Raw genomic sequence first — 23709 nt, forward strand, 5'->3', positions numbered from 1 at the left:
GTCGGGAAGGTGCAGGTGGTCGGGTGGCCGCGGGCAGGACGACGAACCGCCGACCCGCAGGGGGTCGACGGTAGTCGTGCGGAGGTCCGCTGTTCCTGCCCGGCGGCGTCCTTACTGCTCTTCCGCAGGGACGAGCAGCGCGACGGGGTACGTGTCGAGCACGTCGGCGAGGCGGAGTCGCCCGCCCTCGTGCACGCGCCCGGTGAGCACGTCGCGCCAGCGGCGGCCCTGGACGAGGACGACGGTGTCGCCCCAGCCCCCGGCCTGCTCGAGGGCGACGGGCAGGCGCGTCGCGATGGTCAGCGCGCCGCCGCGGTCGGCGGCCACGGCCGAGTCGGCCTGGTCGCCGAACACCGGCAGGGCGCCGTAGCGCGTGAACAGCTCCGGGCGGTCGCGACGCAGGGTCAGCGCCCGGTACGTGACGAGCAGCTTCGCCGCGCCCGTCTCGTCGACCGGCGGCGTCTCACCGGCCGCGACCTGGTCGAGGAGGCGGCGGCGCAGCGCGAAGTCGACCTCGCGACGGTTGTCCGGGTCGACGAGCGAGTGGTCCCACAGCTCGCCGCCCTGGTAGACGTCGGGGCTGCCGGGGCCGGTCAGCTGCAGCAGGGCGAGGCCGAGCGAGTTGCTGCGGCCGGGGGCGCGGACGACGTCGACGATCCTCTCGATCTCGTGCCGCACCTCCTCGTGGTCGAAGACCGCGTCGATCGCCGCGTGCATGCGCTCCTCGAAGGCCTCCGCGTCGGCGGTGCGGTCGGTCCACGTGGTCGAGGTGCTCGCCTCGCGGCTCGCCTTCTCGGCGTAGGCGTGCAGTCGCTCGCGCGATGCGGGCCAGGCGCCGACGACGCTCTGCCAGAGGACGTTCTCGAACGGGCCGTCGCCGATCGGGGCGAGGTCGCGGAGGCGCTCGAGGGTCGCCGTCCACTCGTCGCCGATCTCGGAGAGCACGGTGATCCGCGAGCGCACGTCGGCGCTGCGTTTCGTGTCGTGCGTCGACAGCGTCGTCATGCCGAAGGGCCGCTCCGCCAGGCGGGCCTGCTGGCGAGCGTGGAACTCGGCGGGCGTCAGCGAGAACTCGGCGGGGTCCGCGCCGACCTCGGTGAGGGTGGCGAGACGGCTGTAGCGGTAGAACGCCGTGTCCTCGACTCCCTTCGCCATGACCATGCCGCTGGTCTGCTGGAAGCGCACCGACGCCGGGTGCGACTCGTCGGCGAGGACGGCGACGACGCGGGCGATCTCGTCCGCGAGATCGGGGCGGCTCCCGGTCGCGACCTCGGCCGCGCGGGCCAGCTGGTCGGCCCCCTGCGGGAGGTAGCTGCGGTAGACCGGGAACGCGGCGGCGAGCTCGGCGAGGGCGTCGACGACGGCGTCGTCCGCGCGTCCGTCGTCCGAGACGAGGCGCGCCAGGCGGCGGATCTCGCTGCCGAGGATGCCGTCGGCGATGCCGCGCTTGGTGCCGAGGATCATCCGGTGCCAGTCGACCGCCTCGTCCGAGGCGCGGGCGTCGCCGTCCGCGGGGGAGTGCGCGCTGTCGTCGTCGGCGCGCAGGCGCGAGTCGAGGCCGTCGAGCGCGGCGGCGCCGCGGGGGTCGACGAAGACCCGGTCGAGGTCGGCGAGGGCGTCGTAGCCGGTGGTGCCGTCCGTCGCCCAGTCCTCGGGGAGGCGCTCGTCGCCCTCGAGGATCTTCTCGACGAGCACGTGGGCGCCGCCGGTCAGCGCGGCGAGCCGGTCGAGGTAGCCGCCCGGGTCGGCCAGGCCGTCCGGGTGGTCGACGCGGAGCCCGTCGACGAGGCCCTCGCGGAACCAGCGCCCGATCTCGGCGTGCGACTCGTCGAAGACCCAGCCCTCCTCGACGCGGATGCCGGCGAGGGTGTTCACCGCGAAGAAGCGACGGTAGTTGAGGTCGGTGTCGGCGCGCTTCCAGTGCACGAGCTCGTACGACTGGCGGGAGTGCACGGCCGCAGCGTCGGCAGGGCCGTCCGCGGCGCCGCCGAGCGTGCCGGGTGCGATCGGGTAGACGTTCTCGTAGTAGTGCAGCTCGCCGTCGACGACCTCGAGGCCCTCGATCCGCCCGTCGTCGCCCGCGGGCTCGCCGAGCACGGGCAGCAGCACCTTGCCGCCGCCGGCCGCCCAGTCGACGTCGAACGCGTCGGCGTACCTGCTCTCGCGGCCGTGGGTGAGCAGGTCCCACCACCAGGTGCTGGCCTTAGGGGTCGCGACGCCGACGTGGTTCGGCACGATGTCGACGAGGACGCCGAGGTCGGCGCCGTGGGCACGCTCGGACAGGGCGTCGAGGCCCGCGGCGCCGCCGCGGTCGGGGTCGACCCGGCTGTGGTCGACGACGTCGTAGCCGTGGTCGCTGCCCGGCTCGGCCTCGAGCACGGGCGACAGGTAGACCCAGTCGGCGCCGAGGTCGCGCAGGTACTGCACCTGGTCGGCCGCCGCGAACAGGTCGAAGCCCGCCCTGATCTGCAGCCGGTAGGTGGAACGGGGGTGGTCGTGTCGGGTCACGCGGGCTCCTCGGCCGTGGCTCGGAGGACGACGAGGGAACGGCCCGCCACGGGGAGCCGGTCGCCGGCGAGCAGCGCCGCAGGGATCTGCGGTGTGCTGGGGGGCTGGACGGTGGTCGCGGTCCGCGTCGCCGTCGGCGTGCGCGGTGCGGCCTGGGCAGGGGGCGGAGGCGCCGACACGGTGCTGTCGACCACCACCTCCCAGCCCTCCGCGTACTCGTCGGGCGGCAGGACGAAGGTGACCGTCTCCGCGCTCGCGTTGAAGTACAGGACGAAGTTCACGTCGGTGATGCGGCCGCCGCGCTGGTCGCGCCCCCGGATGCCGTCGCCGTTGAGGAACATGCCGATCGCCTTGGCGTAGGACTCGTTCCACTCGCCCTCCTGCATGGCGTCGCCCTCGGGCGTGAGCCAGACGATGTCGGGCAGCGGCTCGCCCTCGCCCCGGGTGACGGGACGGCCGTTGAAGTAGCGCTGACGACGGAACGTGGGGTGGTCGTGCCGCAGCTTGATCACCTCGGCGACGAACTCGACGAGCTCGCGGTCCGCCGCCTCCCAGTCGATCCAGCTGATCGGGCCGTCCTGGGCGTAGGTGTTGTTGTTGCCGCGCTGGGTGCGGCCCAGCTCGTCGCCGTGCAGCAGCATCGGGACGCCCTGGCTGAGCAGCAGGGTCGCGAGGAAGCTGCGCTGGCGCTGCTCGCGGAGGGCGCGCACCTGCGGGTCGTCGGTCTCGCCCTCGACGCCGCTGTTCCACGAGCGGTTGTGGCTCTCGCCGTCGGCGCCGCCCTCGCCGTTCGCGTCGTTCTGCTTCTCGTTGTAGCTGACGAGGTCGCGCATGGTGAAGCCGTCGTGCGCCGTCACGAAGTTGATGCTCGCGACCGGGCGGCGACCGTCGCGCTCGTAGAGGTCGGCCGAGCCGGTGATGCGGCTCGCGAACTCGCCGAGGGTCGAGGGCTCGCCGCGCCAGAAGTCGCGGACGGTGTCGCGGTACTTGCCGTTCCACTCGGTCCACTGGGGCGGGAAGTTGCCGACCTGGTAGCCGCCGGGACCGACGTCCCACGGCTCGGCGATCAGCTTGACCTGGGACACGATCGGGTCCTGCTGGACGAGCTCGAAGAACGTCGACAGCCGGTCGACCTCGTAGAACTCGCGGGCGAGGGAGGCGGCGAGGTCGAAGCGGAAGCCGTCGACGTGCATCTCGGTCACCCAGTACCGCAGGCTGTCCATGATCAGCTGCAGCGAGTGCGGGTGGCGGACGTTGAGGCTGTTGCCGGTGCCCGTGTAGTCCATGTAGTGCTTGGCGTCGCCGTCCATCAGCCGGTAGTAGGCGGCGTTGTCGATGCCCTTGAACGACAGGGTCGGCCCGAGGTGGTTGCCCTCGGCCGTGTGGTTGTAGACGACGTCGATGATGACCTCGATGCCGGCGGCGTGCAGCACCCGCACCATCGTCTTGAACTCCTGCACCTGCTGGCCGATGTCGCCCGTGGCCGAGTAGGCCGCGTGGGGCGCGAAGAAGCCGATGGTGTTGTAGCCCCAGTAGTTGCTGAGGCCCTTCTCGAGCAGCGTGTTGTCCTGCACGAACTGGTGCACGGGCATCAGCTCGAGGGTCGTGATGCCGAGCTTCCTGAGGTGGTCGATGATCGCCGGGTGGGCGACGCCGGCGTAGGTGCCGCGCTCGTCCTCGGGGATGTCGGGGTGCGTCTCGGTGAGCCCCTTGACGTGCGCCTCGTAGATGACGGTCTCGTCGTAGCTGTACTTCGGGGGGCGGTCGCCCTGCCAGTCGAAGAACGGGTTGATGACGACGCCGAGCATCATGTGCGGGCCGCTGTCGTCGTCGTTCCGCGAGTCGGGGTCGCCGAAGTGGTACGCGAAGAGCGACTCGTCCCAGTCGATCTCGCCGCAGGTGGCCTTGGCGTACGGGTCGAGCAGCAGCTTGGCGGGGTTGGCCCGCGAGCCCGTCGCGGGGTCGTAGTCGCCGTGCACGCGGTAGCCGTACTTCTGCCCGGGCTGCACCGTCGGCAGGTAGGCGTGCCAGACGTAGGCGTCGACCTCGGTGAGGGGCACGCGCGTCTCGGCGCCGTCGGCGTCGAAGAGGCAGAGCTCGACCTTGCTGGCCGCCTCGCTGAAGATCGCGAAGTTGGTGCCGCTGCCGTCGTAGGTGGCGCCGAGCGGGTAGGGGTTGCCTGGCCAGGTGTGCAATCGGACCTCCGGGTCGTGGACCACGTCAGCCTACGGGCAGCGGGCGCACCGGGGCCGCCGCGCCTAGCGTCGGGGCCATGACGACCGCAGCGCTGCCGACGACGGCAGCTGTCCTCGACCCCCGCCCGCACCTCCTCGTCGGGGCCTCGTCGTGAGGGTCGTCGTGATCGGCGCGACCGGGCACGTCGGGGGCTACCTCGTGCCGCGGCTCGTGCTCGCCGGGCACGACGTCGTCGCGGTGTCGCGCGGCACCTCGGCTCCCTACCGCGAGCACGCCGCCTGGGCGAGCGTCGAGCGGGTGCAGCTCGACCGCGAGGTCGGCGACGCCGACGGCTCGTTCGGCCGGGCGATCGCCGACCTGCACGCGGACGTCGTCGTCGACCTGATCTGCTTCACGCCCGCCTCCGCGCTCTCGCTCGTGGAGGCGCTGCGAGGCAGCGGCACGGTGCTGCTGCACTGCGGCACCATCTGGGTGCACGGTCCGTCGGCGGAGGTGCCGGTGACCGAGGAGGCGCGGCGCACGCCGGTCGGCGAGTACGGCACGCAGAAGGCCGAGATCGAGCGCCTGCTGCTCGCCGAGTCGCGACGACCCGGCGGCGTGCCGAGCGCCGTGCTGCACCCCGGACACATCACCGGGCCCGGCTGGCCGATGATCAACGCCGTCGGCAACCTCGACCTCGACGTGTGGGAGGCGCTCGCGGCGGGACGCGAGGTCGTCATGCCGGGGCTCGGGCTCGAGACCGTCCACCACGTGCACGCCGACGACGTCGCGCAGGCGTTCCAGCGGGCCGTCGAGCGTCCGGCGCAGGCCGTGGGGGAGTCGTTCCACGTCGTCAGCGAGCGCGCCGTGACCCTGCGCGGCCTCGCCGAGCAGGTCGCGAGGACCTTCGGGCAGGAGGCGCACCTCACGGTCGCGTCGTTCGAGGACTTCCGCGCCCAGCGCAGCCCCGAGTCGGCGGACGCGTCGTGGCAGCACCTGTCGCGCAGCCACTCGATGAGCATCGACAAGGCGCGGCGGCTGCTCGGCTACGCGCCGCGCTACACGAGCGTCGAGGCGATCGTCGAGGGCCTCGAGTGGCTGCGCGCCGACGGCCAGCTCACGCTCGCCTGACGCGGCCGGGCCGCAGCGGCGCTATGATCGGCGGCACACACACGGGAGTCCGGTGATCCGGGCTGAGAGGAAGCGATCCACGCTTCGACCGTCGAACCTGATCTGGATCATGCCAGCGCAGGGAGGAGAGAACATGTCTGTTTCCGTGTCCGCGAACGAGGCCCAGCCCGATCGCCAGGATCGTCCCACAGCCTCGGGGTCGCCGAGGTCGCCGAGGTCGCCGAGGCCGTCGCGCCGCTGGCGCGTCGTCGACATCGTCGTCGCCAGCGTGATCGGCGTCGCCTGCGGCGTCGTCTTCTGGGCCTGGGGCCTCGCGTGGGAGCCGCTCAGCAACCTGCTGGCCTTCACGCCCGGCCTCTCGGGCCTGCTGTCGGGCGGCTGGCTCTTCGCCGGCGTGCTCGGCGGGCTGATCATCCGCAAGCCGGGCGCCGCCGTCTACACCGAGGTGATGGCGGCCGTGGTGTCGATGCTGATCGGCACGCAGTGGGGCTTCTCGACCCTGATCTGGGGCGTCGTCGAGGGCCTCGGCGCCGAGCTCGTCTTCGCGGCGTTCCTCTACTCGTCCTTCCGCCTCCACGTCGCCCTGCTCGCCGGTGCCGGCGCGGGCGTCGCGGTCGCCCTGCTCGACACCTCGTTCTCGTCGATCGCCGCGACCGCGCTCGACTTCAAGGTCGTCTACGGCATCAGCGCCGTCGTCTCCGGGGTCGTCCTGGCCGGTCTGCTCTCCTGGCTCGCCGCCCGGGGGCTCGCCCGCACCGGCGCGCTCAGCCGCTTCGCCTCCGGCCGCTCGGCCGAGGCACGCGTCTGAGCATCGCGTCCTCGACGACGTGACCGCCTCCTCCGGCGCCCGGGTCGACGCCCGCGGCTGGGGGTGGCGGCACGCCGGCCGGATCCTCCCGGCCGTGTCCGACCTCGACCTCGTCGTCGAGCCGGGCGAGCGCGTGCTGCTGCTCGGCGCCTCCGGGGCAGGCAAGTCCACGCTGCTCGCCGGGCTGGCCGGCGTGCTCGGCGGCGACGACGAGGGCGACGCCCGCGGCGAGCTGCTCGTCGACGGGCGACCTCCGGCCGAGCAGCGCGGCCGCGTCGGGCTGGTGCTGCAGGATCCCGACTCGCAGGTCGTCCTCGCCCGCGTCGGCGACGACGTGGCCTTCGGCTGCGAGAACATCGGCGTGCCGCGCGACGAGACGTGGCGCCGCGTCGACGACGCCCTCGACGCCGTCGGGCTCGACCTGCCGCGCTCGTGGCCGACCGCCCAGCTGAGCGGCGGGCAGAAGCAGCGCCTCGCGCTCGCCGGCGCACTCGCGATGCGACCAGGCCTCGTCCTGCTCGACGAGCCGACGGCGAACCTCGACCCCGAGGGTGTCGTCGAGGTGCGCGACGCCGTCGCCCGGGTGGCCGAGCGCACCGGCGCGACGCTCGTCGTCGTCGAGCACCGCGTCTCGGTCTGGCTGCCCGTCGTCGACCGCGTCGTCGTGCTCGCCGCCGGCGGGGGAGTCCTCGCCGACGGCGACCCCGAGGAGGTGCTCGACCGGCAGCGCGGACGGCTCACGGAGGCGGGGGTGTGGGTCCCCGGGGTCGTGCCGGAGCCGCCCGTCCGGCGTCGCGCCTCCTCGCGGGGCCCGCTGCTCGAGGCCAGCGGGCTGGCCGTGGGCCACCGCGGCCCGCGCGGCCGTGCCGTCGCCTCCGACATCGACCTGGTGGTGCACGACGCCCGCACGCTGGCCGTGACCGGCCCCAACGGCGCGGGCAAGTCGACGCTCGCCCTGACGCTCGCCGGCCTGCTCGCCCCGGTGTCGGGCGAGCTGCGTGCCACCGACGAGCTCGCCGCCGGTGCCGGCGCCGTGCCCGTGCGGTGGCGCTCGCGCGAGCTGCTCACCCGGGTCGGCACGGTGTTCCAGGACCCGGAGCACCAGTTCCTCACCCCCACCGTGCGTCGCGAGCTCGCGGTCGGGCCGGAGGCGCTCGGCGAGCCGGCCGCGCAGGTCGCCGAGCGCGTCGACGAGCTCCTGGCGCGCCTCCGGCTGGACCACCTCGCCGGCGCGAACCCGTTCACGCTGTCCGGGGGCGAGAAGCGGCGCCTGTCGGTGGCGACCGTCCTCGCCTCGCGGCCGCGCCTCCTCGTGCTCGACGAGCCCACCTTCGGGCAGGACGCGCGCACCTGGCGCGAGCTGGTCGCTCTCCTGGCGGCCCTCGTCGACGAGGGGCGCAGCGTCGTCGCGGTCACGCACGACGCCGAGTTCGTCGCCGCGCTGGCCGACGACGTGGTCGTCCTCGAGCGGCCCGCCGTCGTGGGGGAGGCGCGGTGAGCCTGCTGGAGGCGGTCGAGACCGACCGGGTCGTCGGACGGGTCAACCCCGTCGCGAAGCTGCTCGCCGCGCTCGTCGTGTCGGTGGTGCTGCTGCTCTCGATCGACTGGGTGTCGGCGGGGGTGGCGCTCGGCCTCGAGCTGCTGCTGCTGCCCTGGGCGGGCCTCTCGGCGAGGCAGCTGCTGCGGCGGACCGCGCCGCTCTGGATCGCCGCGCCGATGTCGGTCGTCGTCACGGTGCTCTACGGCCGCGACGACGGCGCCGTGCTGCTGCAGTTCTGGTGGATCAGCGTGACGGAGGGGTCCGTCTCGTTGGCCATCGCCATCGGGCTGCGCATCCTCGCGGTCGGCATCCCCGGCATCGTCCTGCTCGCGACGACCGATCCCACCGACCTCGCCGACGGCCTCGCGCAGGTGCTGCGGCTGCCGGCGCGGTTCGTGCTCGGCGGCCTCGCGGGGCTCCGGCTCGCCGGGCTGTTCGCGGACGACTGGCGCCAGCTGGCCCTCGCCCGTCGGGCGCGCGGCGTCGCCGACGCGCGGGGCCCGGTCGCCGCCGCACGTCGCCTCGCCGGGCAGGCGTTCGCGCTGCTGGTCCTGTCGGTGCGGCGCGGGAGCAAGCTCGCGACGGCGATGGAGGCGAAGGGCTTCGGCTCGGACACGGCGCGCACCTGGGCCCGGCCGTCGACCGTGGGGGTCCGCGACGCCGCGCTGGTCGTGATCGGCGTGCTCATCGCGGCGGCTGCCGTCACGGCCGCGGTGCTCGCGGGGACGTGGGAGTTCGTCCTTGCCTGAGGACGGGGCTGCCGACGTGGGCCGGCCTGACGCCGACGCGCGTCGTGTCGTCGTCGACCTGCTGACGAGGGCGCAGGAGGCGCGGGTCGGCCAGGACCGCGTGGTGCTGCTGATCGACGGCCGCTCGGGCTCGGGCAAGACCACGTTGGCTCGACGGCTGGTGGCGGACTGGCCCGTCGACCGGCTCGGGCCGGTCCAATTCGTCCACCTCGACGACGTGTACCCGGGGTGGCACGGGCTCGAGGCGGCGTCTCGGGTGGTCGAGTCGACGATCCTCGCGGCAGCGGACCCAGGGTGGACCACGTGGGACTGGGAGCACGGCGTGCCGGGGGAGCGGCGCACGCTCGACCCGGCCGTCTCGGTGGTCGTCGAGGGCGCCGGGGCGCTGACCCGCGCCTCCTCGGCCCTGGCGACGCTGCGCGTCTGGTTGGAGCTCGACGACGAGACGCGGCGAGCCCGGGCGCTGCGGCGCGACGGCGCGACCTACGAGCCGTGGTGGGACGTGTGGGCCGAGCAGGAGGAGCGGCACCTCGCGGCTGAGGACCCACGCGGCCTCGCCGACGTCGTCGTGGACGTCGGGCTCGACGGCTCGAGGGACGGCTCGAGCGACGCCGCCGTCGACGGCTCGGCGGGCTAGGCCCAGCCGAGCGCGTGCAGCTGGTCGTCGTCGATGCCGTAGAAGTGGGCGATCTCGTGCACGAGCGTCACGTGGATCTCGTCGCGGAGCTCGTCCTCGGTGTCGACGACGGCGAGGTGTGGCTCGCGGTAGAGGATGATCCGGTCGGGCAGCTCGCCGAAGCCGTAGGTGCCGCGTTCGGTGAGGGCGACGCCGTCGTAGAGGCCGAGCAGGTCGAGGGAGCCGTCCTCGGGGCGGTCGTCGGTGACGAAGACGACGTTGTCGAGGCCGTCGACCATGTCGTCGGGCAGCTCGTCGAGCTCGGCCACGACCAGCTCGTCGAACCGCGCGAGGCTCAGCGTCGCCGGGTCGATGCCCGCCGCCGCCGCGCCGTCAGCTCTCTCGTCGTCCACCGGCCCAGCGTCCCACACCCCCCTGACCGCCGACGGTGGTGGCGCCCGATCAGGTCTCAGCGGCCGGTCCGGGTGCGGAGGCGCCGCGCCGCCTGTCGGGCCCCGCGGCCGAGGCCCCAGACGACGAAGAAGATGCCCGCTGGGGGGTTGATGACGGCCATCGCCTCGACGCGACGTTCCCATCCCCAGTAGCTGTAGGCCAGGAGCGCGAGGATGCCCGTGACCACGAGGGCGACCCCGACGAGCACGAGCCCCCACCACGGCATCGGCCTGTCACTCGTCGCCACGCTGGTCACCATCTGACCGTCCTACCAGCCGGGTGCCTCGGGCGTCCTCGCGCCATCGCTCCCGTGCGTACGGAGACGACGAGCGAAGCGAAGTTGCGCCGCTGCCGATGCACCTTCTCGGCCTTCCACGACGTCTCCGACGCGGAACGCGTCGGAGACAAGTAGGCACGGAACCCCAAAAAGGCCCTGCCGAGTAGGGCAGGGCCTTTCCCTTGGGGTGAGTAACGGGGCTTGAACCCGCGGCCTCCTAGACCACAACCAGGCGCTCTACCAGCTGAGCTATACCCACCATGCGCGACTGCCGGAGCGATCGCAACGAGAAGACTCTACTACAGCCGGGGCGCCCATTCGTCCACGACGGCCTTCGAGATCGCCTGGACGTCGTCGGTGGTGGGGCCGGGGTCGGCGACGAAGCCGGCGCGGCGGTAGTACTCGAGCTCGCGGATGGACTCGAGGATGTCGGCGAGGGCACGGTGGCCGCCGTGCTTCTGGGGCGCGTTGAAGTAGACGCGGGGGAACCAGCGGCGTGCCAGTTCCTTGATGGAGGAGACGTCGACGCTGCGGTAGTGCAGGTGGCCGTCGACGCGCGGCATGTACTTGGCGAGGAACGCGCGGTCGGTGCCGATCGTGTTGCCGGCCAGGGGCGCGTGCTGCTCGGTCGGGACGTACTTCAGGATGTACTCGAGCACCTCGTACTCGGCCTCGGCGAGGCTGGCGCCGTTCGGGATCTCGTCGATCAGCCCGGAGGTCGTGTGCATCTCGGTGACGAAGTCGCCCATGTTGTCGAGGGCCGACTGGTCGGGCTTGATGACGATGGTGAAGCCGGGGTGCACGGGCACGAGGTCGAAGTCGGTGACGACGACGGCCACCTCGACCAGCTCGTCGACGGCGATGTCGAGGCCCGTCATCTCGCAGTCGATCCACACCAGTCGGTCGTTCGTCGTAGCCATGCCGCCACTCTAGTCCGGGGCTACGACACGGCCCGGCCCGCGCCTCCTCGTCTCGTGGGCGGGGGAGGCGCGGGCCGGGCCGGGCGCGCGGGTCGCGGCTACGAGACCTCGCCGGCCGAGATCGCCTCGGCCTCGACGCGGGTCGACTCGGGGCCGTCGTCGACGCGGCGCAGGGCGCGACGCCCGGCGAGGATGATCACGAGGCCGACGGCGACGCTCGCGGCGGCGAAGACGTAGGCGGCGCTCGGCGCGATGACGTCGGCGAGGAGCGTGGCCACCGGCGGGGCGATCGCGCCGCCGATGAAGCGGACGGCCGAGTACGCGCTCGACGCCACCGAGCGGGGCAGGTCGGTCGCCTCCATCACGCTCTCGGTGAGCACCGTGTTGAGCACGCCCAGCACGAGGCCGCCGACGACGACGCAGGTGACGAGCGCCGCGGGCGTCCCGACGAACAGCGCCGCCGCGAGCAGGTCGAGCGTCAGCAGGGGCAGGGCGATGCGCAGCACCGTCGTCCGCTTCATCCGGGCGGTCAGCAGCGGGGCGACCCACACGGAGGTGATCGCGAGGCCGACGCCCCAGCCGAAGAAGGTGAGGCCGATGCCCATGGCGCCGAAGCCGAGCGGGTACGGGGTGTACGCCAGCAGGACGAAGAAGCCGATGTTGTAGAAGAACGCGGTCGCCGCGAGGGTGCCGAGGGCCGGCACGGCCAGGGCGCGGAACGGCGCCGACAGCCTCGTGGGCGTCGGCTTCTCGATCGCGCCGCCCTTGAGGAAGACCGCGATGGCGATGAACGCGATCGCCATCAGCATGGTGACGCCGAAGAACGGTCCGCGCCAGCTCACCGAGCCCAGCAGGCCGCCGATGAGGGGACCGATCGCGATGCCGAGGCCGAGGGCGGCCTCGTACAGGATGATGGCGGAGGCGGTGCCCCCGGAGGCGGCGCCCACGATGGTCGCGAGCGCGGTCGAGATGAAGAGGGCGTTGCCGAGGCCCCAGCCGGCACGGAAGCCGATGACCTCCCACACGTCGCCGCTCGTGGCGGCGAGCACGGCGAAGACGACGATCAGGGCGAGGCCGATCATGAGCGTCTTCTTGGCGCCGAGGCGGCTCGAGACCCAGCTGGTGAAGAACATCGCGATGCCGGTGACGGCCAGGTAGCTGGTGAAGAGCAGCTCGGTCTGCGTCGGGGTCGCCTTGAGCGACTCGGCGATGGCGGGGAGGATCGGGTCGACGAGGCCGATGCCCATGAAGGCGACGACGCAGGCGAACGCGATCGCCCAGACGGCCGTGGGCTGCTTGAGGATGCTCGGCTTCGCGGTGCCGGTGCTCGCGGCCGCGCCGTGGGTCGCGGCGCTCATGCGGACACCGCCTCGGACGCGACGCGGGTGCTCAGCAGCTGGGCGGCGTGGTCGAGCACGCGCCACTCGTCGTCGTCGAGGTCGTCGAAGAGGTGGCCGAGCGCGGTCGCGAGCTGGCCCTTCCACTCGGCCAGCGCCTCCGTGCCCTTGGGGGTGATGGCGATGAGCCAGGCGCGGGAGTCGTCGACGTCGGCGATGCGGCGGACGAGCTCGTCGTCGGCCAGGCCGTGGATGAGCTTGGTCATCGTCGGCTGGCTGACGCGGCTCGTCCGGGCGAGGTCGCCGACGCGCATCGAGCCGTCGGTCGTGAGGATCGAGAGCGTGCGCCAGACGGCGGGCGAGGTCGTGCGGCCGGTCTCCTGCGCGGCGATCCGCGTCAGGCGATGGGTCGACGTCAGGAGGTTCTCCAGGATGTCGGTCGGCTGTGAAGTCATCCGGCAAGTGTATAGCCGATCTATATAGCTTGGCAATGTGAATGGGTCTCGCGACCGTGGACGGGCGGATCCCGGGGGAGGCGCACCCAAGCTGGGCGAGGGATCGGTGCCTCCTGGTAGAACGGCTCCATGACAGACAGCAAGCCCACCGTGGCCGAGGGATCCGAGTACGTCGTCTTCTTCGAGGGCGGCCCGAGCGACGGCCGGACCGACACGCGCATCAGCACCAACGGCTCCTACGACGAGGAGATCGTCGACTACGTCCTGATCGACGGCCTCGAGACGGGCTTCGTCTACACGGCCGGCGAGGCGAAGATGGTCGGCGAGCAGCTGCAGGTCCACTACTCGCTCGACGTCAGGGACAGCGACCCGGTCGAGGACCCCGAGGACCGCAACGACGACCTCGACAACTGAGGCAGGTCGTCGGCTCCGCAGGGAGTCGACGCGACACGAGGAGGCGCGGGGAACATTCCCCCGCGCCTCCTCGTTGTCCCGGCCATGAAGCTCGAGCTGTACACGTCCGCTTTCTGTGCTCCCTGCCACGCGGCCCGCGCCGTCGTGGCCGACGCTCAGGCCCTCGTCCCTGCCCTCGTGGTCGACGAGGCGGACGTCGCCGCGCGTGCCGACCAGGCCGAGGCGCGGGGCATCACGAGCACGCCGACCATGGTCGTGCTCACCGACGACGGCACCGAGGTGTTCCGCGCGGCGGGCGCACCTCGCCTCGACCAGGTGCTGAGCGCGCTGGCCCTCGCCGTCTGACGGCGTCGCCGCCCGGGGGGACCGGACCCACGCGCTATCGTGGGGGCACGCCCTCGTAGCTCAGCGGATAGAGCAGGAGCCTTCTAATCTCTTGGTCGCAGGTTCGATTCCTGCCGAGGGCACCATGACGTGATCCACGTGGTGCTTCTCATCTCTTGGTCGCAGGTTCGATTCCTGCCGAGGGCACCGTGACGTGATGGCCGGGCGTCAGGCGTCGGGCGAGGTCCGGCGGCGGACGTCCTGGGCGCTGACCTGCTGGCCGTACGACGTCGTGTCCGGGTCGACGTCCGTGTCGTCGTTAGGCGACGACGTCAGGACCGCCGTGGCGCGGGTCTCGGACGGGGCCTCGCGAGCCGGGGCCGGCTCGTCGGCGGGACGTGTCGCGGGGGAGACCGGCGAGCGCCACTGCTCGTAGGCCGGTGCTCCCGTCTGCGCGGCCTGTGCGGGCTGCGCGGGCTGTGCCGACATGGTCGGGCGTGCTTCGCGAGACGCCGTGGCCGCCTGTTCCGCGTCCCAGGCCTTCTGCCGTGCGTCGAGGCCCTTGTCGACGTCCGCCTCCTCGTAGCTCCACCGCTCGAGGTCGGCCTTGAAGAGCTTCTTCGCACGCCCGGGCTTGTTCTGCCACTCGATCAGTCGGTCGCGCAGCTCGTCGAGGGCGTGCCCCGAGTCGTAGCTGAAGCTCGCGGAGTTCCGCTTGAGCTCCGCGATCTCGTGCTCGGCCCAGCTGGCCGCGGTACCTGCTCCGGAGACCGGCAGCAGGCGGAGCCGCACCTCGCTCTCCTGGGCGAGGTGGTCGGCGTAGGCACGCTCCTCCGGCCCGAGCGAGCTCCAGATCGCGGCCTTGCGGGCGGCCGAGACGATGCCCGCGACCGCCGTGGCCTTCGCCTCGTCGTCGTGCATCGCGACCACGCGGCGCATGGCCGCACGGCCGATCAGGGCGGCGAGCACGCCTGCCAGGACGATCGCCACGAAGGGCACGACGGCCCCGCTGACGATGCGCCACCCTGCGTCCGACGACGCCCACTCCACGAAGCTGTTCCACCACTGCATGCGGCGAACTCTACAGCTGAGGTCGAAGGTCGTCGGGGCACCGACAGGAGTGCCGCCGAGCGTGTCGCGCGCCGTTCAGCGTGCTCAGGCGAAGCGGAAGCAGTCCGTCGCGTCGGACCGGCTCCAGAACTCGCCGATCTCGACGAACCGACGCTCGCGGGCGACGAAGCGCTTGGCCCGCCAGCGGTCGCCGAGCGGGTCGTCGAGCCGCTCCACGTAGCCGAGCACCTCGCCCCCGGCCCGGGTGACCCGAGCGAGGTCGTCGCGGACCTGCACCAGGCGGAGGCCGCCGCGGGTCTCGGTGAGGGCCTCGCGCGTCGCCGCGACGGCGGGGGGCGTCGTGGCGGCGCGGGTGGCGTCGGGGCTGAGGATCGTGGTGCTCGTGAGGGTCACGTGGTGCTCCTGGAGGTCATCCGGCCGATGCTGTCGAGGACGAGCACCACGGTACGGACGACCACCGACATCGACGACGCCGCCCGCACCCTCGAGGGGAGCGGGCGGCGTGACGGTGCGGTCCCGGGAGGACCCCGCGTCTCAGCGGTCGGTGCCGTCGACCGCGAACGGCTCGATCGCGGCGATCTCGTCGTCGCTCAGCCCCGCGCCGTGCAGGGCGTCGAGGCTGTCGTCGAGCTGCGCGACCGACGACGCGCCGATGAGGGCGCTCGTCACGGCGGGCTGCCTCAGCACCCAGGTCAGGGCGAGCTGGGCGAGCGACTGGCCGCGCGCCTCCGCGATCTCGTTCAGGCCGCGCACGCGCTCGAGGTAGGTCTCGTCCAGGGCGTCCTCGGTGAACCAGCGGCCCTCGGCGGCGCGCGACCCGGCCGGGGCCTTGCCCGAGAGGTACCTGTTCGTCAGCAGGCCGCCGGCGAGCGGCGAGAAGACGATCGAGCCGACGCCGTTCTCGAGCAGGGTGTCGAAGAGCCCCCGCTCGGGTGCGCGGTCGAACATGTTGTAGCGCGGCTGGTGGATGAGCAGCGGCACGCCCTCGTCGGCGAGGGCGTCGATCGCCGCCTGCGTCTGCTCCGGGCCGTAGTTCGAGATCCCCGCGTAGAGCGCCTTGCCCTGGTGCACGGCCGTCGCGAGGGCGCCCATCGTCTCCTCGATCGGGGTCTCGGGGTCGGGTCGGTGCGAGTAGAAGACGTCGACGTAGTCGAGGCCGGTGCGCTCGAGGCTGGCCTCGAGCGAGTTGAGCAGGTACTTGCGCGAGCCGCCGTCGCCGTAGGGCCCGGGCCGCATGTCGTAGCCGGCCTTGGTGGAGATCACGAGCTCGTCCCGGTAAGGGACGAGGTTGGCGGCGTGGATGCGGCCGAACTGCTCCTCGGCCGAGCCGTAGGGCGGCCCGTAGTTGTTCGCGAGGTCGAAGTGGGTGACGCCGCGGTCGAAGGCGCGCAGCACGATGTCGCGCTGCGTCTCGAGGGCGCGGTCGGTGCCGAAGTTGTTCCAGAGGCCGAGGGAGATGCGGGGCAGCTTGAGGCCGCTGCGCCCGGTGCGGACGTAGTCCAGCTTCGAGTACCGCTCGTCGTCGGCGACGTAGGGAGTGAAGGGTGATCTCATGTCGTCAGCCTAGGGCGGGAGTACCCTCGCCGACATGACCACGTTCGTGCTCGCCGGCGGCTGCTTCTGGTGCCTAGACGCGGTGTTCCGCACCCTCGACGGGGTCTCAGTGGTCGTGTCCGGCTACACCGGCGGCCGGACGGCGCACCCCTCGTACGACGACGTCTGCACGGGGACGACCGGGCACGCCGAGGCGGTCGCGGTGACGTTCGATCCCGAGGTCCTCCCGGCCGACGTCGTGCTCGACGTCTACTTCACGCTGCACGACCCGCGGCAGCTCGACCGACAGGGCGCCGACGTCGGCACGCAGTACCGGTCGGCGATGTTCGCGGCCGACGACGAGCAGGTCGAGCTGTTCGAGACGGCCCGCGACCGGGCCGCCGAGACGTGGGGCGGAGGCGTCGTCACGACGATCGAGCGACTCGGCCCGTGGACCGAGGCCGAGCCCGAGCACCAGGACTTCTTCGTGAAGAACCCGGGCCAGGGCTACTGCACCGCCGTCGCGCTGCCGAAGGTGACGAAGGTGCGCAAGAGCTTCGCGAGGTGGGTGCTCGCGACCTGAGCGTGCGCCGTGCAGCTGCGCGGCGCACTCGATGATCCACTGCAGAGAGGACGGTGCTCGACGATGAGCGACCAGACCAGCACGACCAGCACGACCAGCACGACCAGCACGACCGACGCCGCGGAGTCCGCCGGCCAGACCTGGGTCGCCGTCGGACCGGCGGGGACGGTCGGGTCGATCGGACGCACGGTCGACGGGTTCGTCGTCCGTCTCGTCGGCCGGCCCGAGCAGAGCGGCGAGTACCCGACCCTGGCCGTGGCCAAGAGCGCGCTCTTCGCAGCCCTCGGCCCCGGCGCCGAGTACCCGGAGTTCCACGAGCACTGAGCTCCTCGGGGCGACACCCCTCGTCCCTCCCCGTCGCGACGGGCCGGGCACCCCCTCCACAAGGAGGCGCGGTGCCCGCCCGCCCACCGGCCCGGTCCCGTGAGACTCCCCGCATGACAGACACCATCACCCTCACCGGGATCATCGCCACCGACCCTCGCGTCGTCACCACCGAGGCCGGCCTCGACATCGCCAGCTTCCGGCTCGCCTCGACCCACCGGCGCTTCGACCGCGTCAAGGACGAGTGGGTCGACGGCGACACGAACTGGTACACCGTCACCGCCTTCCGGTCGCTCGGCGCCAACGCGGGGCAGAGCCTCCACAAGGGCGAGCGGGTCGTCGTCCTCGGCCGCCTCCGCGTCCGGGCGTGGGAGGCCGGCGACAAGTCGGGCACGACCGTCGAGGTCGACGCGGACGCGATCGGCCACGACCTGCGCTGGGGCCGCTCGGCGTTCGTCCGCTCGACGTCGGCTGCGGCGGCACCCACGGGCGCGTCCGAGGCGACCGCAGGAGGCGCGGCGGACGACGCCGCGACGGCTCCCGCTGTCGAGACGCCCGCCTCCACGTCCGGCGGATGGGCCACGGGCGGCGGCCCCGCCCTCGACGAGCAGGCCCCCTCGGCGGCCGGCACCACCGGGGAGGCCGCCCGCCACGAACCCGCCGACGCCGTCGACCGGGTGGGCGTGCCGCCCTTCTGACCCGCCGGGGGCGTCGGCATCCGACCCCGGCCCGCGTCGTAGGATCGTCACGGCCCTGACCGGGCCCGCCGAGGAAGGCCCCCCGTGACCCGTCTCCCACTCGTCGCCCTGCGCGCGGGCGCCGTCGTGCTCGTCGCCGTCGCGCTCGCCGGCTGCACGTCGGGCGAGACCGCCCCGAGCCCCGTGCCGACCACGGACGGCGCGACGCCTGCGCCCGACCCGACGCTCACGGCCGACTCGACGACCGACGAGGCCAAGGCGTTCTTCGACATGACGGTGTCGCGCCACCTCGACGGCGGCGGAGCCGGCGACGGCCGCACGATCGTCGACACGCTCACGGCGGCGGGCTTCGACAAGGCGGCCATGCAGGTGACCCCGGACTCGACGTCGATCGGGCGCGCGGCCGACACCGTGCAGTTCTCGGTGCTCTGGGGCAGCGACTGCCTCGTGGGCCAGACCGGGGCGACCGGGTTCGCCAGCGAGGTCGCGCCCGTCCTCGGCACCGGGTCCTGCCTGGTCGGCACCACCCGCACGATCGACTGGTGACGGCGCCCCACCGATAGACTGGTGGGCATGGCCGAATACATCTACTCCATGGTCCGTGCCCGCAAGGCGGTCGGCGACAAGCTGATCCTCGACGACGTGACCATGTCGTTCATCCCCGGCGCCAAGATCGGCGTCGTCGGCCCCAACGGTGCCGGCAAGTCCACGATCCTCAAGATCATGGCCGGGCTCGACACCCCCAGCAACGGCGAGGCCAAGCTCTCGCCCGGCTACACCGTCGGCATCCTCATGCAAGAACCCGAGCTCGACGAGACGAAGAGCGTCCTCGAGAACGTGCAGGAGGGCGTCGGCCCGATCAAGCAGAAGCTCGACCGCTTCAACGAGGTGTCGGCCGCGATGGCCGAGCCCGACGCCGACTTCGACGCGCTGCTCGCCGAGATGGGCACCCTGCAGGAGGAGATCGACGCGGCCGACGCGTGGGATCTCGACTCCCAGCTCGAGCAGGCCATGTCGGCCCTGCGGACGCCCCCGGGCGACGCCGAGGTCGCGAACCTCTCGGGCGGCGAGAAGCGCCGCGTCGCGCTCTGCAAGCTGCTGCTGCAGAAGCCCGACCTGCTGCTCCTCGACGAGCCCACCAACCACCTCGACGCCGAGAGCGTGCTCTGGCTCGAGCAGCACCTCAGCAAGTACCCCGGCGCCGTCCTCGCCGTCACGCACGACCGGTACTTCCTCGACCACGTCGCCGAGTGGATCGCCGAGGTCGACCGCGGCCGCCTCTACCCCTACGAGGGCAACTACTCGACCTACCTCGAGAAGAAGGGCGAGCGCCTCCAGGTGCAGGGCAAGAAGGACGCGAAGCTCGCCAAGCGCCTCTCGTCCGAGCTCGAGTGGGTGCGCAGCAACGCCAAGGGCCGCCAGGCCAAGTCGAAGGCTCGTCTCGCCCGCTACGAGGAGATGGCGACCGAGGCCGAGCGCACGAGGGTCCTCGACTTCGAGGAGATCGTGATCCCCGTCGGGCCGCGTCTCGGCTCGCAGGTCATCGACGCGAAGAAGCTGCGCAAGCAGTTCGGCGAGCGGGTGCTGATCGACGACCTCACCTTCACGCTGCCCCGCAACGGCATCGTCGGGGTCATCGGCCCGAACGGCGTCGGCAAGACCACGCTCTTCAAGACGATCGTCGGCCTCGAGCCCCTCGACGGCGGCGACCTGCGGGTCGGCGAGACGGTCGACATCTCGTACGTCGACCAGAGCCGCGGCGGCATCGACGCGAACAAGAACCTGTGGGAGGTCGTGTCCGAGGGCCACGACTACATCACGGTCGGCAAGACGGAGATCCCCTCGCGGGCCTACGTCTCGCAGTTCGGCTTCAAGGGCCCGGACCAGCAGAAGAAGGCCGGGGTGCTCTCCGGCGGTGAGCGCAACCGCCTCAACCTGGCCCTGACCCTCAAGCAGGGCGGCAACCTCCTCCTGCTCGACGAGCCCACCAACGACCTCGACGTCGAGACCCTGGGCAGTCTCGAGAACGCGCTGCTCGAGTTCCCCGGCTGTGCCGTGGTCATCACCCACGACCGGTGGTTCCTCGACCGGATCGCGACGCACATCCTCTCGTGGGAGGGCCTGAACGACGACGGCACCCCCAACTGGTACTGGTTCGAGGGCAACTTCGAGTCCTACGAGGAGAACAAGATCGAGCGTCTCGGCGCCGACGCGGCGAAGCCCAGCTCCGCCACGTACCGCAAGCTGACGCGCGACTGAGATGACCCGACTGCACGTGCCGACCCGGGTCCGCTGGAGCGACCTGGACGCGTACCGGCACGTGAACAACGCGTCGATGCTGCGCCTCCTGGAGGAGGCGCGCATCGACGCGTTCTGGGTGTCGGACGGCACGGTCGGCGAGACGTCGGGCGCCGCCGTGCTCGACGGCCGGCCGGACGCCGCCACGATGACCCTCATCGCGCGACAGGAGCTCGAGTACCTGGTACCGGTGCCGTACCTCCGCGCGCCCCTCGACGTGCAGATCTGGATCGGCCGTCTCGGCGGTGCCAGCCTCGAGGTCTGCTACGAGGTCTGGTCGCCCGCGGCGGTCGAGCCCGCCGTGCTCTACACGAAGGCGTCGACCTCGATCGTCCTCGTCGACACGGCGTCGGGGACGCCGCGACGCATCACGGACGACGAGCGCGCCGCCTGGACGCCGTTCGTCGAGGACCCGCTGACGTTCCGACGTCGCTGATCCGGGCCGTGAGCCGCTGATCGTTGCCGTCGGCCGCGCTCGGCCGGGTCAGGCGCGGGGGACCCGCACCATCCCCTCCTGGGCGACGCTCGCGACGAGCGTCCCCGAGCGGTCGTAGATGCGCCCGAGGGAGAGCCCGCGGCCGCCCACGGCTGTCGGCGACTCCTGCACGTAGAGCAGCCACTCGTCGACGCGGGCCGGGCGGTGCCACCACATGGCGTGGTCGAGGCTCGCGACCTTGAGCCCGGGCGTCACGAGCGGCACGCCGTGGCGCCGGTAGATCGGCTCGAGCAGCGTGTAGTCGCTGGCGTACAGCAAGGAGGCGCGGTGCAGGTCGGGGTCGTCGGGCAGGGCGCCCGTCGCGCGCAGCCACACGGCCTGGTGCTCGACGCGGGCGCCCTCGACGCTGAAGTAGACCGGCGACGGCACGTGACGCATGTCGAATGCCCGATCGGCCGCCCAGGCCTGGGCGATCGGGTGGTCGACGGCGCCGAGCAGCTCGGCGTCGCTCGGCACGTCCTCCGGCTCGGGCAGGCCGTCGGGCATGGCGACCTGGTGCTCGAGGCCGTCGTCCGGCGTCTGGAAGGACGCGATCATCGAGAAGATCGGCAGTCCGTCCTGGGACGCCTGCGTCCGGCGGGTGGCGAACGACCGACCGTCGTGGATGCGGTCGACCGTGAACGTGATGGGGATCGTGAGGTCGCCCGGCCGGAGGAAGTACCCGTGCAGCGAGTGGACGGGTCGGTCGCCGACGATGGTCCGCTGGGCGGCGACGAGCGCCTGCGCCATGACCTGCCCGCCGAAGACCCGGCCGAGCGGCTCGGGCTGCGACGTGCCGGTGAAGACGTCCTGTCCTCCGACGATGCCGGCCGGGGCGAGGTCGAGGGTGGCGAGCAGGTTCTGCAGGGGATCGGCGCTCATCCGATGTAGTTTAGGGGGCCGATGAGCCGTACATTCGCCCTCCCCGATTCCCTGTCCCTCAGCGACCTCGCGACCTTCCTGGGCCGTGCCGGCCGCGTCGAGGACGGCTCCGTGCGCCTCGTCGCCGGCTCCGGCGTCCTCGCGGTGTACGCCGCCGTCTTCTACCCGCTGGGGCTGCTCGACTCGAGCCCGACGGTGCTGGGCCTCCGCACCTTCCAGCTCGACGACGCACCCGAGTTCGACGCGGTGGTCCCCGTCCGCTCGCTGAAGGAGCGGCTCGTCCGGCTGCAGAACGACGTCGTCGACCCGACGGCGCCCGTGACGGTCACCCTGCCGATCGAGGTCGCGACGGTCACGTGGGCGGCGATCTCGCCACCGCGCGGCGGCTGGGTGCCGAAGGGCGCCGCCGACGCCCCCGCGCTCGACGCCGCGGCGACGGCGGGCATCGACGAGATCGCCTCCGCCCTGCCCGAGAACGCGGGCGAGCAGATCGTCCACCGCGTGCGGTCCGAGGTGTGGTCACGCCCGGTCGAGGGCGTCGAGGCCGTCCCGGCCGGGGCCGCGTTCGCGGCGCTCAGCCTCGGGTTCCTCGGCGACGGCGAGGCGGTCTCGCTCTACGAGACGGGTGCCTGGACCCGGCTGACGACCAGCCGCGGGCACGTCCTGGTCAAGCGCCGGGGGCGTTGACCATGGCGTGGGCCGCTCTGTCGAGGTAGGCCCACAGCGTCGCGTCGTGGAGGGGCGAGAGCTCGAGCTCGTCGACCGCGGTGCGCATGTGGTGCAGCCACCGGTCGCGCGCCTCCGGCGTGACCGTGAACGGCATGTGCCGCATCCGCAGCCGCGGGTGGCCGCGCTCGTCGCTGTACGTGGTCGGGCCGCCCCAGTACTGCTCGAGGAACCCGGCGAGGCGCTGGATCGCGCCCTCGAGGTCGTGCTCCGGGTACATCGGCCAGAGCACGTCGTCGGTCTGCACGCCCTCGTAGAAGCGGCGGACGAGCCGCTCGAAGGTCGGCCGCCCGCCGATCTGCTGCCAGAAGTTGCCCTGGGCGTCGTCACGCCCGGCGCCGCTGCGCAGGGTGATCGGCTGGGAGGCGCCCGCAGGAGGCGGGCCGAGGGGGAGGTCGGTCACGAGCGCTTGCCCTTCGTGGATCGGACGTGCGGGGTCGGCACGGTCTGCGGCGGGCGGGCGCCCTGCACCGAGGAGGCGCCGTCGAAGCCCGTGAGGACGACGCTGCTGAGCGAGGGGAGCGTGATGCCCAGCTCGTCCGTCGCCTTCTTGAGGCGCGACCGGAGCTCGCGGTCGACGTTGTCGCGCTCGGACGACCTGGTCTTGGACACGATGCGGATGACGACGTGCTCCTCGGCGATCGACTGCAGGCCCCAGACCTCGGGGGCGTCGATCATGCTCCGCCCCCACTTCGGCAGCGCCGCCATGTCGGTGGCCGCCTTGAGCATGGCCGCCTGGACCGTGTCGACGTCGGCCTCGTAGGGCACCGCGAGGTCGATGACGACCCGGGTCCAGCCCTGCGACATGTTGCCGACGCGCAGGATCTCGCCGTTGCGGACGAACCAGAGCACGCCGTTGACGTCGCGGATCTGCGTGACGCGGATGCCCACGGCCTCGACGACCCCGGTCGCGGGGCCGACGTCGACGACGTCGCCGACCCCCAACTGGTCCTCCGCGACCATGAAGATGCCGTTGAGCAGGTCCTTCACGATGTTCTGGGCGCCGAACGCCAGGCCGGCGCCCACCACGCTGGCCGCGCCGACGATGGCGACGACGTCGAAGCTCAGCTCGCCGAGCACGAGGACGAGGGCGACGCCGGCGATGAGCACCGTGACGACGTTGTTCAGGACGCTGCCCAGGGTGCGCGTGCGCTGCACGACGCGGACCGCCTGCAGGGGCGACGCGATCAGGGCCTGGGTGTCGTCGACGTTCTGCTTGCGCTTGATCCCGCTGACGACCTGGTCGACCACGCGGCGGATCATGAAGTGCAGCGCGACCCGCAGCAGCACCGCGACGACCACGATCGCCAGGATGCGGATGGGGATGCCCCACATCGTCCAGAAGGCTGCCCAGTCGAACTCGACGGGAGGGGTGTCGGTGGCAGGGTCAGCGAAGAAGTCGATCATCCCGT

The 23709-nt window shown here is 72.4% G+C and carries 27 protein-coding genes, 2 tRNA genes and 1 riboswitch; of the genes, 15 read left to right on the forward strand and 14 right to left on the reverse strand.

Annotation, left to right across the window (positions count from 1 at the left end):
- Positions 1-111 precede the first annotated feature (111 nt).
- Both treY and glgX read right to left on the reverse strand, forming a co-directional pair.
- Positions 112-2508 carry a malto-oligosyltrehalose synthase gene (treY, locus tag IFT90_RS05030; protein WP_192041212.1) on the reverse strand — a complete coding sequence of 799 codons (2397 nt, stop codon included), beginning with the start codon at positions 2506-2508 and terminating at the stop codon, positions 112-114.
- On the reverse strand, positions 2505-4703 hold the full coding sequence (gene glgX / locus IFT90_RS05035; RefSeq protein ID WP_192041213.1) for a glycogen debranching protein GlgX: 2199 nt from the start codon (positions 4701-4703) through the stop codon (positions 2505-2507). The genes treY and glgX overlap by 4 nt, the downstream gene beginning before the upstream one ends.
- A gap of 163 nt (positions 4704-4866) precedes the next feature.
- On the opposite strand from glgX, the gene IFT90_RS05040 reads away from it, so the two are divergent.
- From IFT90_RS05040 to IFT90_RS05060, 5 genes are all read left to right on the forward strand, one after another.
- On the forward strand, positions 4867-5814 hold the full coding sequence (locus tag IFT90_RS05040) for an NAD-dependent epimerase/dehydratase family protein (RefSeq protein ID WP_371812108.1): 948 nt from the start codon (positions 4867-4869) through the stop codon (positions 5812-5814).
- Positions 5815-5845: 31 nt separating this feature from the next.
- A riboswitch (TPP riboswitch) is annotated at positions 5846-5956 on the forward strand.
- Positions 5948-6622, forward strand: a complete 675-nt coding sequence (locus tag IFT90_RS05045) for an ECF transporter S component (protein WP_192041215.1) — start codon at positions 5948-5950, stop codon at positions 6620-6622. It overlaps the preceding riboswitch by 9 nt.
- Before the next feature lie 19 nt (positions 6623-6641).
- On the forward strand, positions 6642-8120 hold the full coding sequence (locus IFT90_RS05050; RefSeq protein WP_371812110.1) for an ABC transporter ATP-binding protein: 1479 nt from the start codon (positions 6642-6644) through the stop codon (positions 8118-8120).
- Complete coding sequence (locus IFT90_RS05055) at positions 8117-8911, forward strand: energy-coupling factor transporter transmembrane protein EcfT (protein WP_192041216.1); 795 nt, start codon at positions 8117-8119, stop codon at positions 8909-8911. The genes IFT90_RS05050 and IFT90_RS05055 overlap by 4 nt, the downstream gene beginning before the upstream one ends.
- A 16-nt stretch (positions 8912-8927) precedes the next feature.
- On the forward strand, positions 8928-9548 hold the full coding sequence (locus IFT90_RS05060; RefSeq protein WP_371812112.1) for an ATP-binding protein: 621 nt from the start codon (positions 8928-8930) through the stop codon (positions 9546-9548).
- Here the strand turns inward: IFT90_RS05060 and IFT90_RS05065 are convergent.
- From IFT90_RS05065 to IFT90_RS05090, 6 genes are all read right to left on the reverse strand, one after another.
- On the reverse strand, positions 9545-9826 hold the full coding sequence (locus tag IFT90_RS05065) for a metallopeptidase family protein (RefSeq protein WP_192041452.1): 282 nt from the start codon (positions 9824-9826) through the stop codon (positions 9545-9547). The two genes, IFT90_RS05060 and IFT90_RS05065, sit on opposite strands and share 4 nt — an antisense overlap.
- A gap of 170 nt (positions 9827-9996) precedes the next feature.
- Positions 9997-10239, reverse strand: a complete 243-nt coding sequence (locus IFT90_RS05070) for a hypothetical protein (protein ID WP_192041217.1) — start codon at positions 10237-10239, stop codon at positions 9997-9999.
- 201 nt (positions 10240-10440) lie between these two features.
- Positions 10441-10516: transfer RNA gene (locus IFT90_RS05075), tRNA-His, on the reverse strand.
- Between the two features lie 40 nt (positions 10517-10556).
- Entirely contained in the window at positions 10557-11177 is a 621-nt protein-coding gene (orn, locus tag IFT90_RS05080; RefSeq protein ID WP_123548205.1) for an oligoribonuclease, read from the reverse strand.
- Positions 11178-11275: 98 nt separating this feature from the next.
- Entirely contained in the window at positions 11276-12535 is a 1260-nt protein-coding gene (locus IFT90_RS05085; protein WP_192041218.1) for an MFS transporter, read from the reverse strand.
- Positions 12532-12969: a MarR family winged helix-turn-helix transcriptional regulator gene (locus IFT90_RS05090; protein ID WP_192041219.1), complete on the reverse strand. Its 438-nt coding sequence runs from the start codon at positions 12967-12969 to the stop codon at positions 12532-12534. Before IFT90_RS05090 ends, IFT90_RS05085 begins: the two co-directional genes overlap by 4 nt.
- Before the next feature lie 129 nt (positions 12970-13098).
- On the opposite strand from IFT90_RS05090, the gene IFT90_RS05095 reads away from it, so the two are divergent.
- The 3 genes from IFT90_RS05095 to IFT90_RS05105 all read left to right on the forward strand — a co-directional run bounded on the left by IFT90_RS05095 (position 13099) and on the right by IFT90_RS05105 (position 13853).
- Positions 13099-13383 (forward strand): oligoribonuclease, encoded by a 285-nt coding sequence (locus tag IFT90_RS05095; protein WP_192041220.1) that lies wholly within the window; start codon positions 13099-13101, stop codon positions 13381-13383.
- Between the two features lie 84 nt (positions 13384-13467).
- Positions 13468-13728: a thioredoxin family protein gene (locus IFT90_RS05100; protein ID WP_192041221.1), complete on the forward strand. Its 261-nt coding sequence runs from the start codon at positions 13468-13470 to the stop codon at positions 13726-13728.
- A 49-nt stretch (positions 13729-13777) separates the two neighbouring features.
- Positions 13778-13853, forward strand: a tRNA-Arg gene (locus IFT90_RS05105).
- A gap of 82 nt (positions 13854-13935) precedes the next feature.
- Here the strand turns inward: IFT90_RS05105 and IFT90_RS05110 are convergent.
- The 3 genes from IFT90_RS05110 to IFT90_RS05120 all read right to left on the reverse strand — a co-directional run bounded on the left by IFT90_RS05110 (position 13936) and on the right by IFT90_RS05120 (position 16332).
- A complete protein-coding gene (locus IFT90_RS05110; protein ID WP_192041222.1) occupies positions 13936-14778 on the reverse strand; it encodes a hypothetical protein in 843 nt (280 codons plus the stop codon).
- An 84-nt stretch (positions 14779-14862) separates the two neighbouring features.
- Positions 14863-15171: a hypothetical protein gene (locus IFT90_RS16845; RefSeq protein ID WP_244644738.1), complete on the reverse strand. Its 309-nt coding sequence runs from the start codon at positions 15169-15171 to the stop codon at positions 14863-14865.
- 141 nt (positions 15172-15312) lie between these two features.
- A complete protein-coding gene (locus tag IFT90_RS05120) occupies positions 15313-16332 on the reverse strand; it encodes an aldo/keto reductase (protein WP_192041223.1) in 1020 nt (339 codons plus the stop codon).
- A gap of 34 nt (positions 16333-16366) precedes the next feature.
- Here IFT90_RS05120 and msrA point away from each other — a divergent pair, with 34 nt between their 5' ends.
- From msrA to IFT90_RS05150, 6 genes are all read left to right on the forward strand, one after another.
- Positions 16367-16894 carry a peptide-methionine (S)-S-oxide reductase MsrA gene (gene msrA, locus IFT90_RS05125; RefSeq protein WP_192041224.1) on the forward strand — a complete coding sequence of 176 codons (528 nt, stop codon included), beginning with the start codon at positions 16367-16369 and terminating at the stop codon, positions 16892-16894.
- Between the two features lie 63 nt (positions 16895-16957).
- Entirely contained in the window at positions 16958-17218 is a 261-nt protein-coding gene (locus IFT90_RS05130) for a methyltransferase (RefSeq protein WP_192041225.1), read from the forward strand.
- A gap of 113 nt (positions 17219-17331) precedes the next feature.
- Positions 17332-17916: a single-stranded DNA-binding protein gene (locus tag IFT90_RS05135; RefSeq protein WP_192041226.1), complete on the forward strand. Its 585-nt coding sequence runs from the start codon at positions 17332-17334 to the stop codon at positions 17914-17916.
- Positions 17917-18000: 84 nt separating this feature from the next.
- Complete coding sequence (locus IFT90_RS05140; RefSeq protein ID WP_192041227.1) at positions 18001-18462, forward strand: hypothetical protein; 462 nt, start codon at positions 18001-18003, stop codon at positions 18460-18462.
- Positions 18463-18489: 27 nt separating this feature from the next.
- A complete protein-coding gene (gene ettA / locus IFT90_RS05145; RefSeq protein ID WP_123548364.1) occupies positions 18490-20175 on the forward strand; it encodes an energy-dependent translational throttle protein EttA in 1686 nt (561 codons plus the stop codon).
- A 1-nt stretch (position 20176) separates the two neighbouring features.
- On the forward strand, positions 20177-20650 hold the full coding sequence (locus tag IFT90_RS05150) for a thioesterase family protein (protein WP_192041228.1): 474 nt from the start codon (positions 20177-20179) through the stop codon (positions 20648-20650).
- 48 nt (positions 20651-20698) lie between these two features.
- On the opposite strand, the gene IFT90_RS05155 is transcribed toward IFT90_RS05150, so the two are convergent.
- A complete protein-coding gene (locus IFT90_RS05155) occupies positions 20699-21571 on the reverse strand; it encodes an acyl-CoA thioesterase II (RefSeq protein ID WP_192041229.1) in 873 nt (290 codons plus the stop codon).
- A gap of 21 nt (positions 21572-21592) precedes the next feature.
- Here IFT90_RS05155 and IFT90_RS05160 point away from each other — a divergent pair, with 21 nt between their 5' ends.
- Positions 21593-22258 carry a hypothetical protein gene (locus tag IFT90_RS05160; protein ID WP_192041230.1) on the forward strand — a complete coding sequence of 222 codons (666 nt, stop codon included), beginning with the start codon at positions 21593-21595 and terminating at the stop codon, positions 22256-22258.
- On the opposite strand, the gene IFT90_RS05165 is transcribed toward IFT90_RS05160, so the two are convergent.
- Positions 22239-22646, reverse strand: coding sequence for a globin (locus tag IFT90_RS05165; RefSeq protein ID WP_123548365.1), 408 nt, complete (start codon positions 22644-22646; stop codon positions 22239-22241). The genes IFT90_RS05160 and IFT90_RS05165 overlap by 20 nt on opposite strands.
- Before the next feature lie 50 nt (positions 22647-22696).
- Positions 22697-23704 carry a mechanosensitive ion channel family protein gene (locus IFT90_RS05170; protein WP_244644739.1) on the reverse strand — a complete coding sequence of 336 codons (1008 nt, stop codon included), beginning with the start codon at positions 23702-23704 and terminating at the stop codon, positions 22697-22699.
- Positions 23705-23709: the final 5 nt, after the last annotated feature.

The sequence above is a fragment of the Frigoribacterium sp. CFBP 8766 genome (genome assembly GCF_014841435.1).
Lineage (GTDB): Bacteria > Actinomycetota > Actinomycetes > Actinomycetales > Microbacteriaceae > Frigoribacterium.

Bases quoted from the DNA above. Each gene is read 5' to 3' on its own strand.
- IFT90_RS05065 (WP_192041452.1), bottom strand. From the start codon at position 9,826: ATGGTCGACGGCCTCGACAACGTCGTCTTCGTCACCGACGACCGCCCC.
- IFT90_RS05160 (WP_192041230.1), top strand. From the start codon at position 21,593: ATGAGCCGTACATTCGCCCTCCCCGATTCCCTGTCCCTCAGCGACCTC.
- IFT90_RS05130 (WP_192041225.1), top strand. From the start codon at position 16,958: ATGAGCGACCAGACCAGCACGACCAGCACGACCAGCACGACCAGCACG.
- orn (WP_123548205.1), bottom strand. From the start codon at position 11,177: ATGGCTACGACGAACGACCGACTGGTGTGGATCGACTGCGAGATGACG.
- IFT90_RS05150 (WP_192041228.1), top strand. From the start codon at position 20,177: ATGACCCGACTGCACGTGCCGACCCGGGTCCGCTGGAGCGACCTGGAC.
- ettA (WP_123548364.1), top strand. From the start codon at position 18,490: ATGGCCGAATACATCTACTCCATGGTCCGTGCCCGCAAGGCGGTCGGC.
- IFT90_RS05170 (WP_244644739.1), bottom strand. From the start codon at position 23,704: ATGATCGACTTCTTCGCTGACCCTGCCACCGACACCCCTCCCGTCGAG.
- IFT90_RS05090 (WP_192041219.1), bottom strand. From the start codon at position 12,969: ATGACTTCACAGCCGACCGACATCCTGGAGAACCTCCTGACGTCGACC.
- IFT90_RS05155 (WP_192041229.1), bottom strand. From the start codon at position 21,571: ATGAGCGCCGATCCCCTGCAGAACCTGCTCGCCACCCTCGACCTCGCC.
- IFT90_RS05110 (WP_192041222.1), bottom strand. From the start codon at position 14,778: ATGCAGTGGTGGAACAGCTTCGTGGAGTGGGCGTCGTCGGACGCAGGG.
- IFT90_RS05100 (WP_192041221.1), top strand. From the start codon at position 13,468: ATGAAGCTCGAGCTGTACACGTCCGCTTTCTGTGCTCCCTGCCACGCG.
- IFT90_RS05120 (WP_192041223.1), bottom strand. From the start codon at position 16,332: ATGAGATCACCCTTCACTCCCTACGTCGCCGACGACGAGCGGTACTCG.
- IFT90_RS05070 (WP_192041217.1), bottom strand. From the start codon at position 10,239: ATGGTGACCAGCGTGGCGACGAGTGACAGGCCGATGCCGTGGTGGGGG.
- IFT90_RS05095 (WP_192041220.1), top strand. From the start codon at position 13,099: ATGACAGACAGCAAGCCCACCGTGGCCGAGGGATCCGAGTACGTCGTC.
- IFT90_RS05045 (WP_192041215.1), top strand. From the start codon at position 5,948: ATGTCTGTTTCCGTGTCCGCGAACGAGGCCCAGCCCGATCGCCAGGAT.
- IFT90_RS05085 (WP_192041218.1), bottom strand. From the start codon at position 12,535: ATGAGCGCCGCGACCCACGGCGCGGCCGCGAGCACCGGCACCGCGAAG.
- IFT90_RS05135 (WP_192041226.1), top strand. From the start codon at position 17,332: ATGACAGACACCATCACCCTCACCGGGATCATCGCCACCGACCCTCGC.
- msrA (WP_192041224.1), top strand. From the start codon at position 16,367: ATGACCACGTTCGTGCTCGCCGGCGGCTGCTTCTGGTGCCTAGACGCG.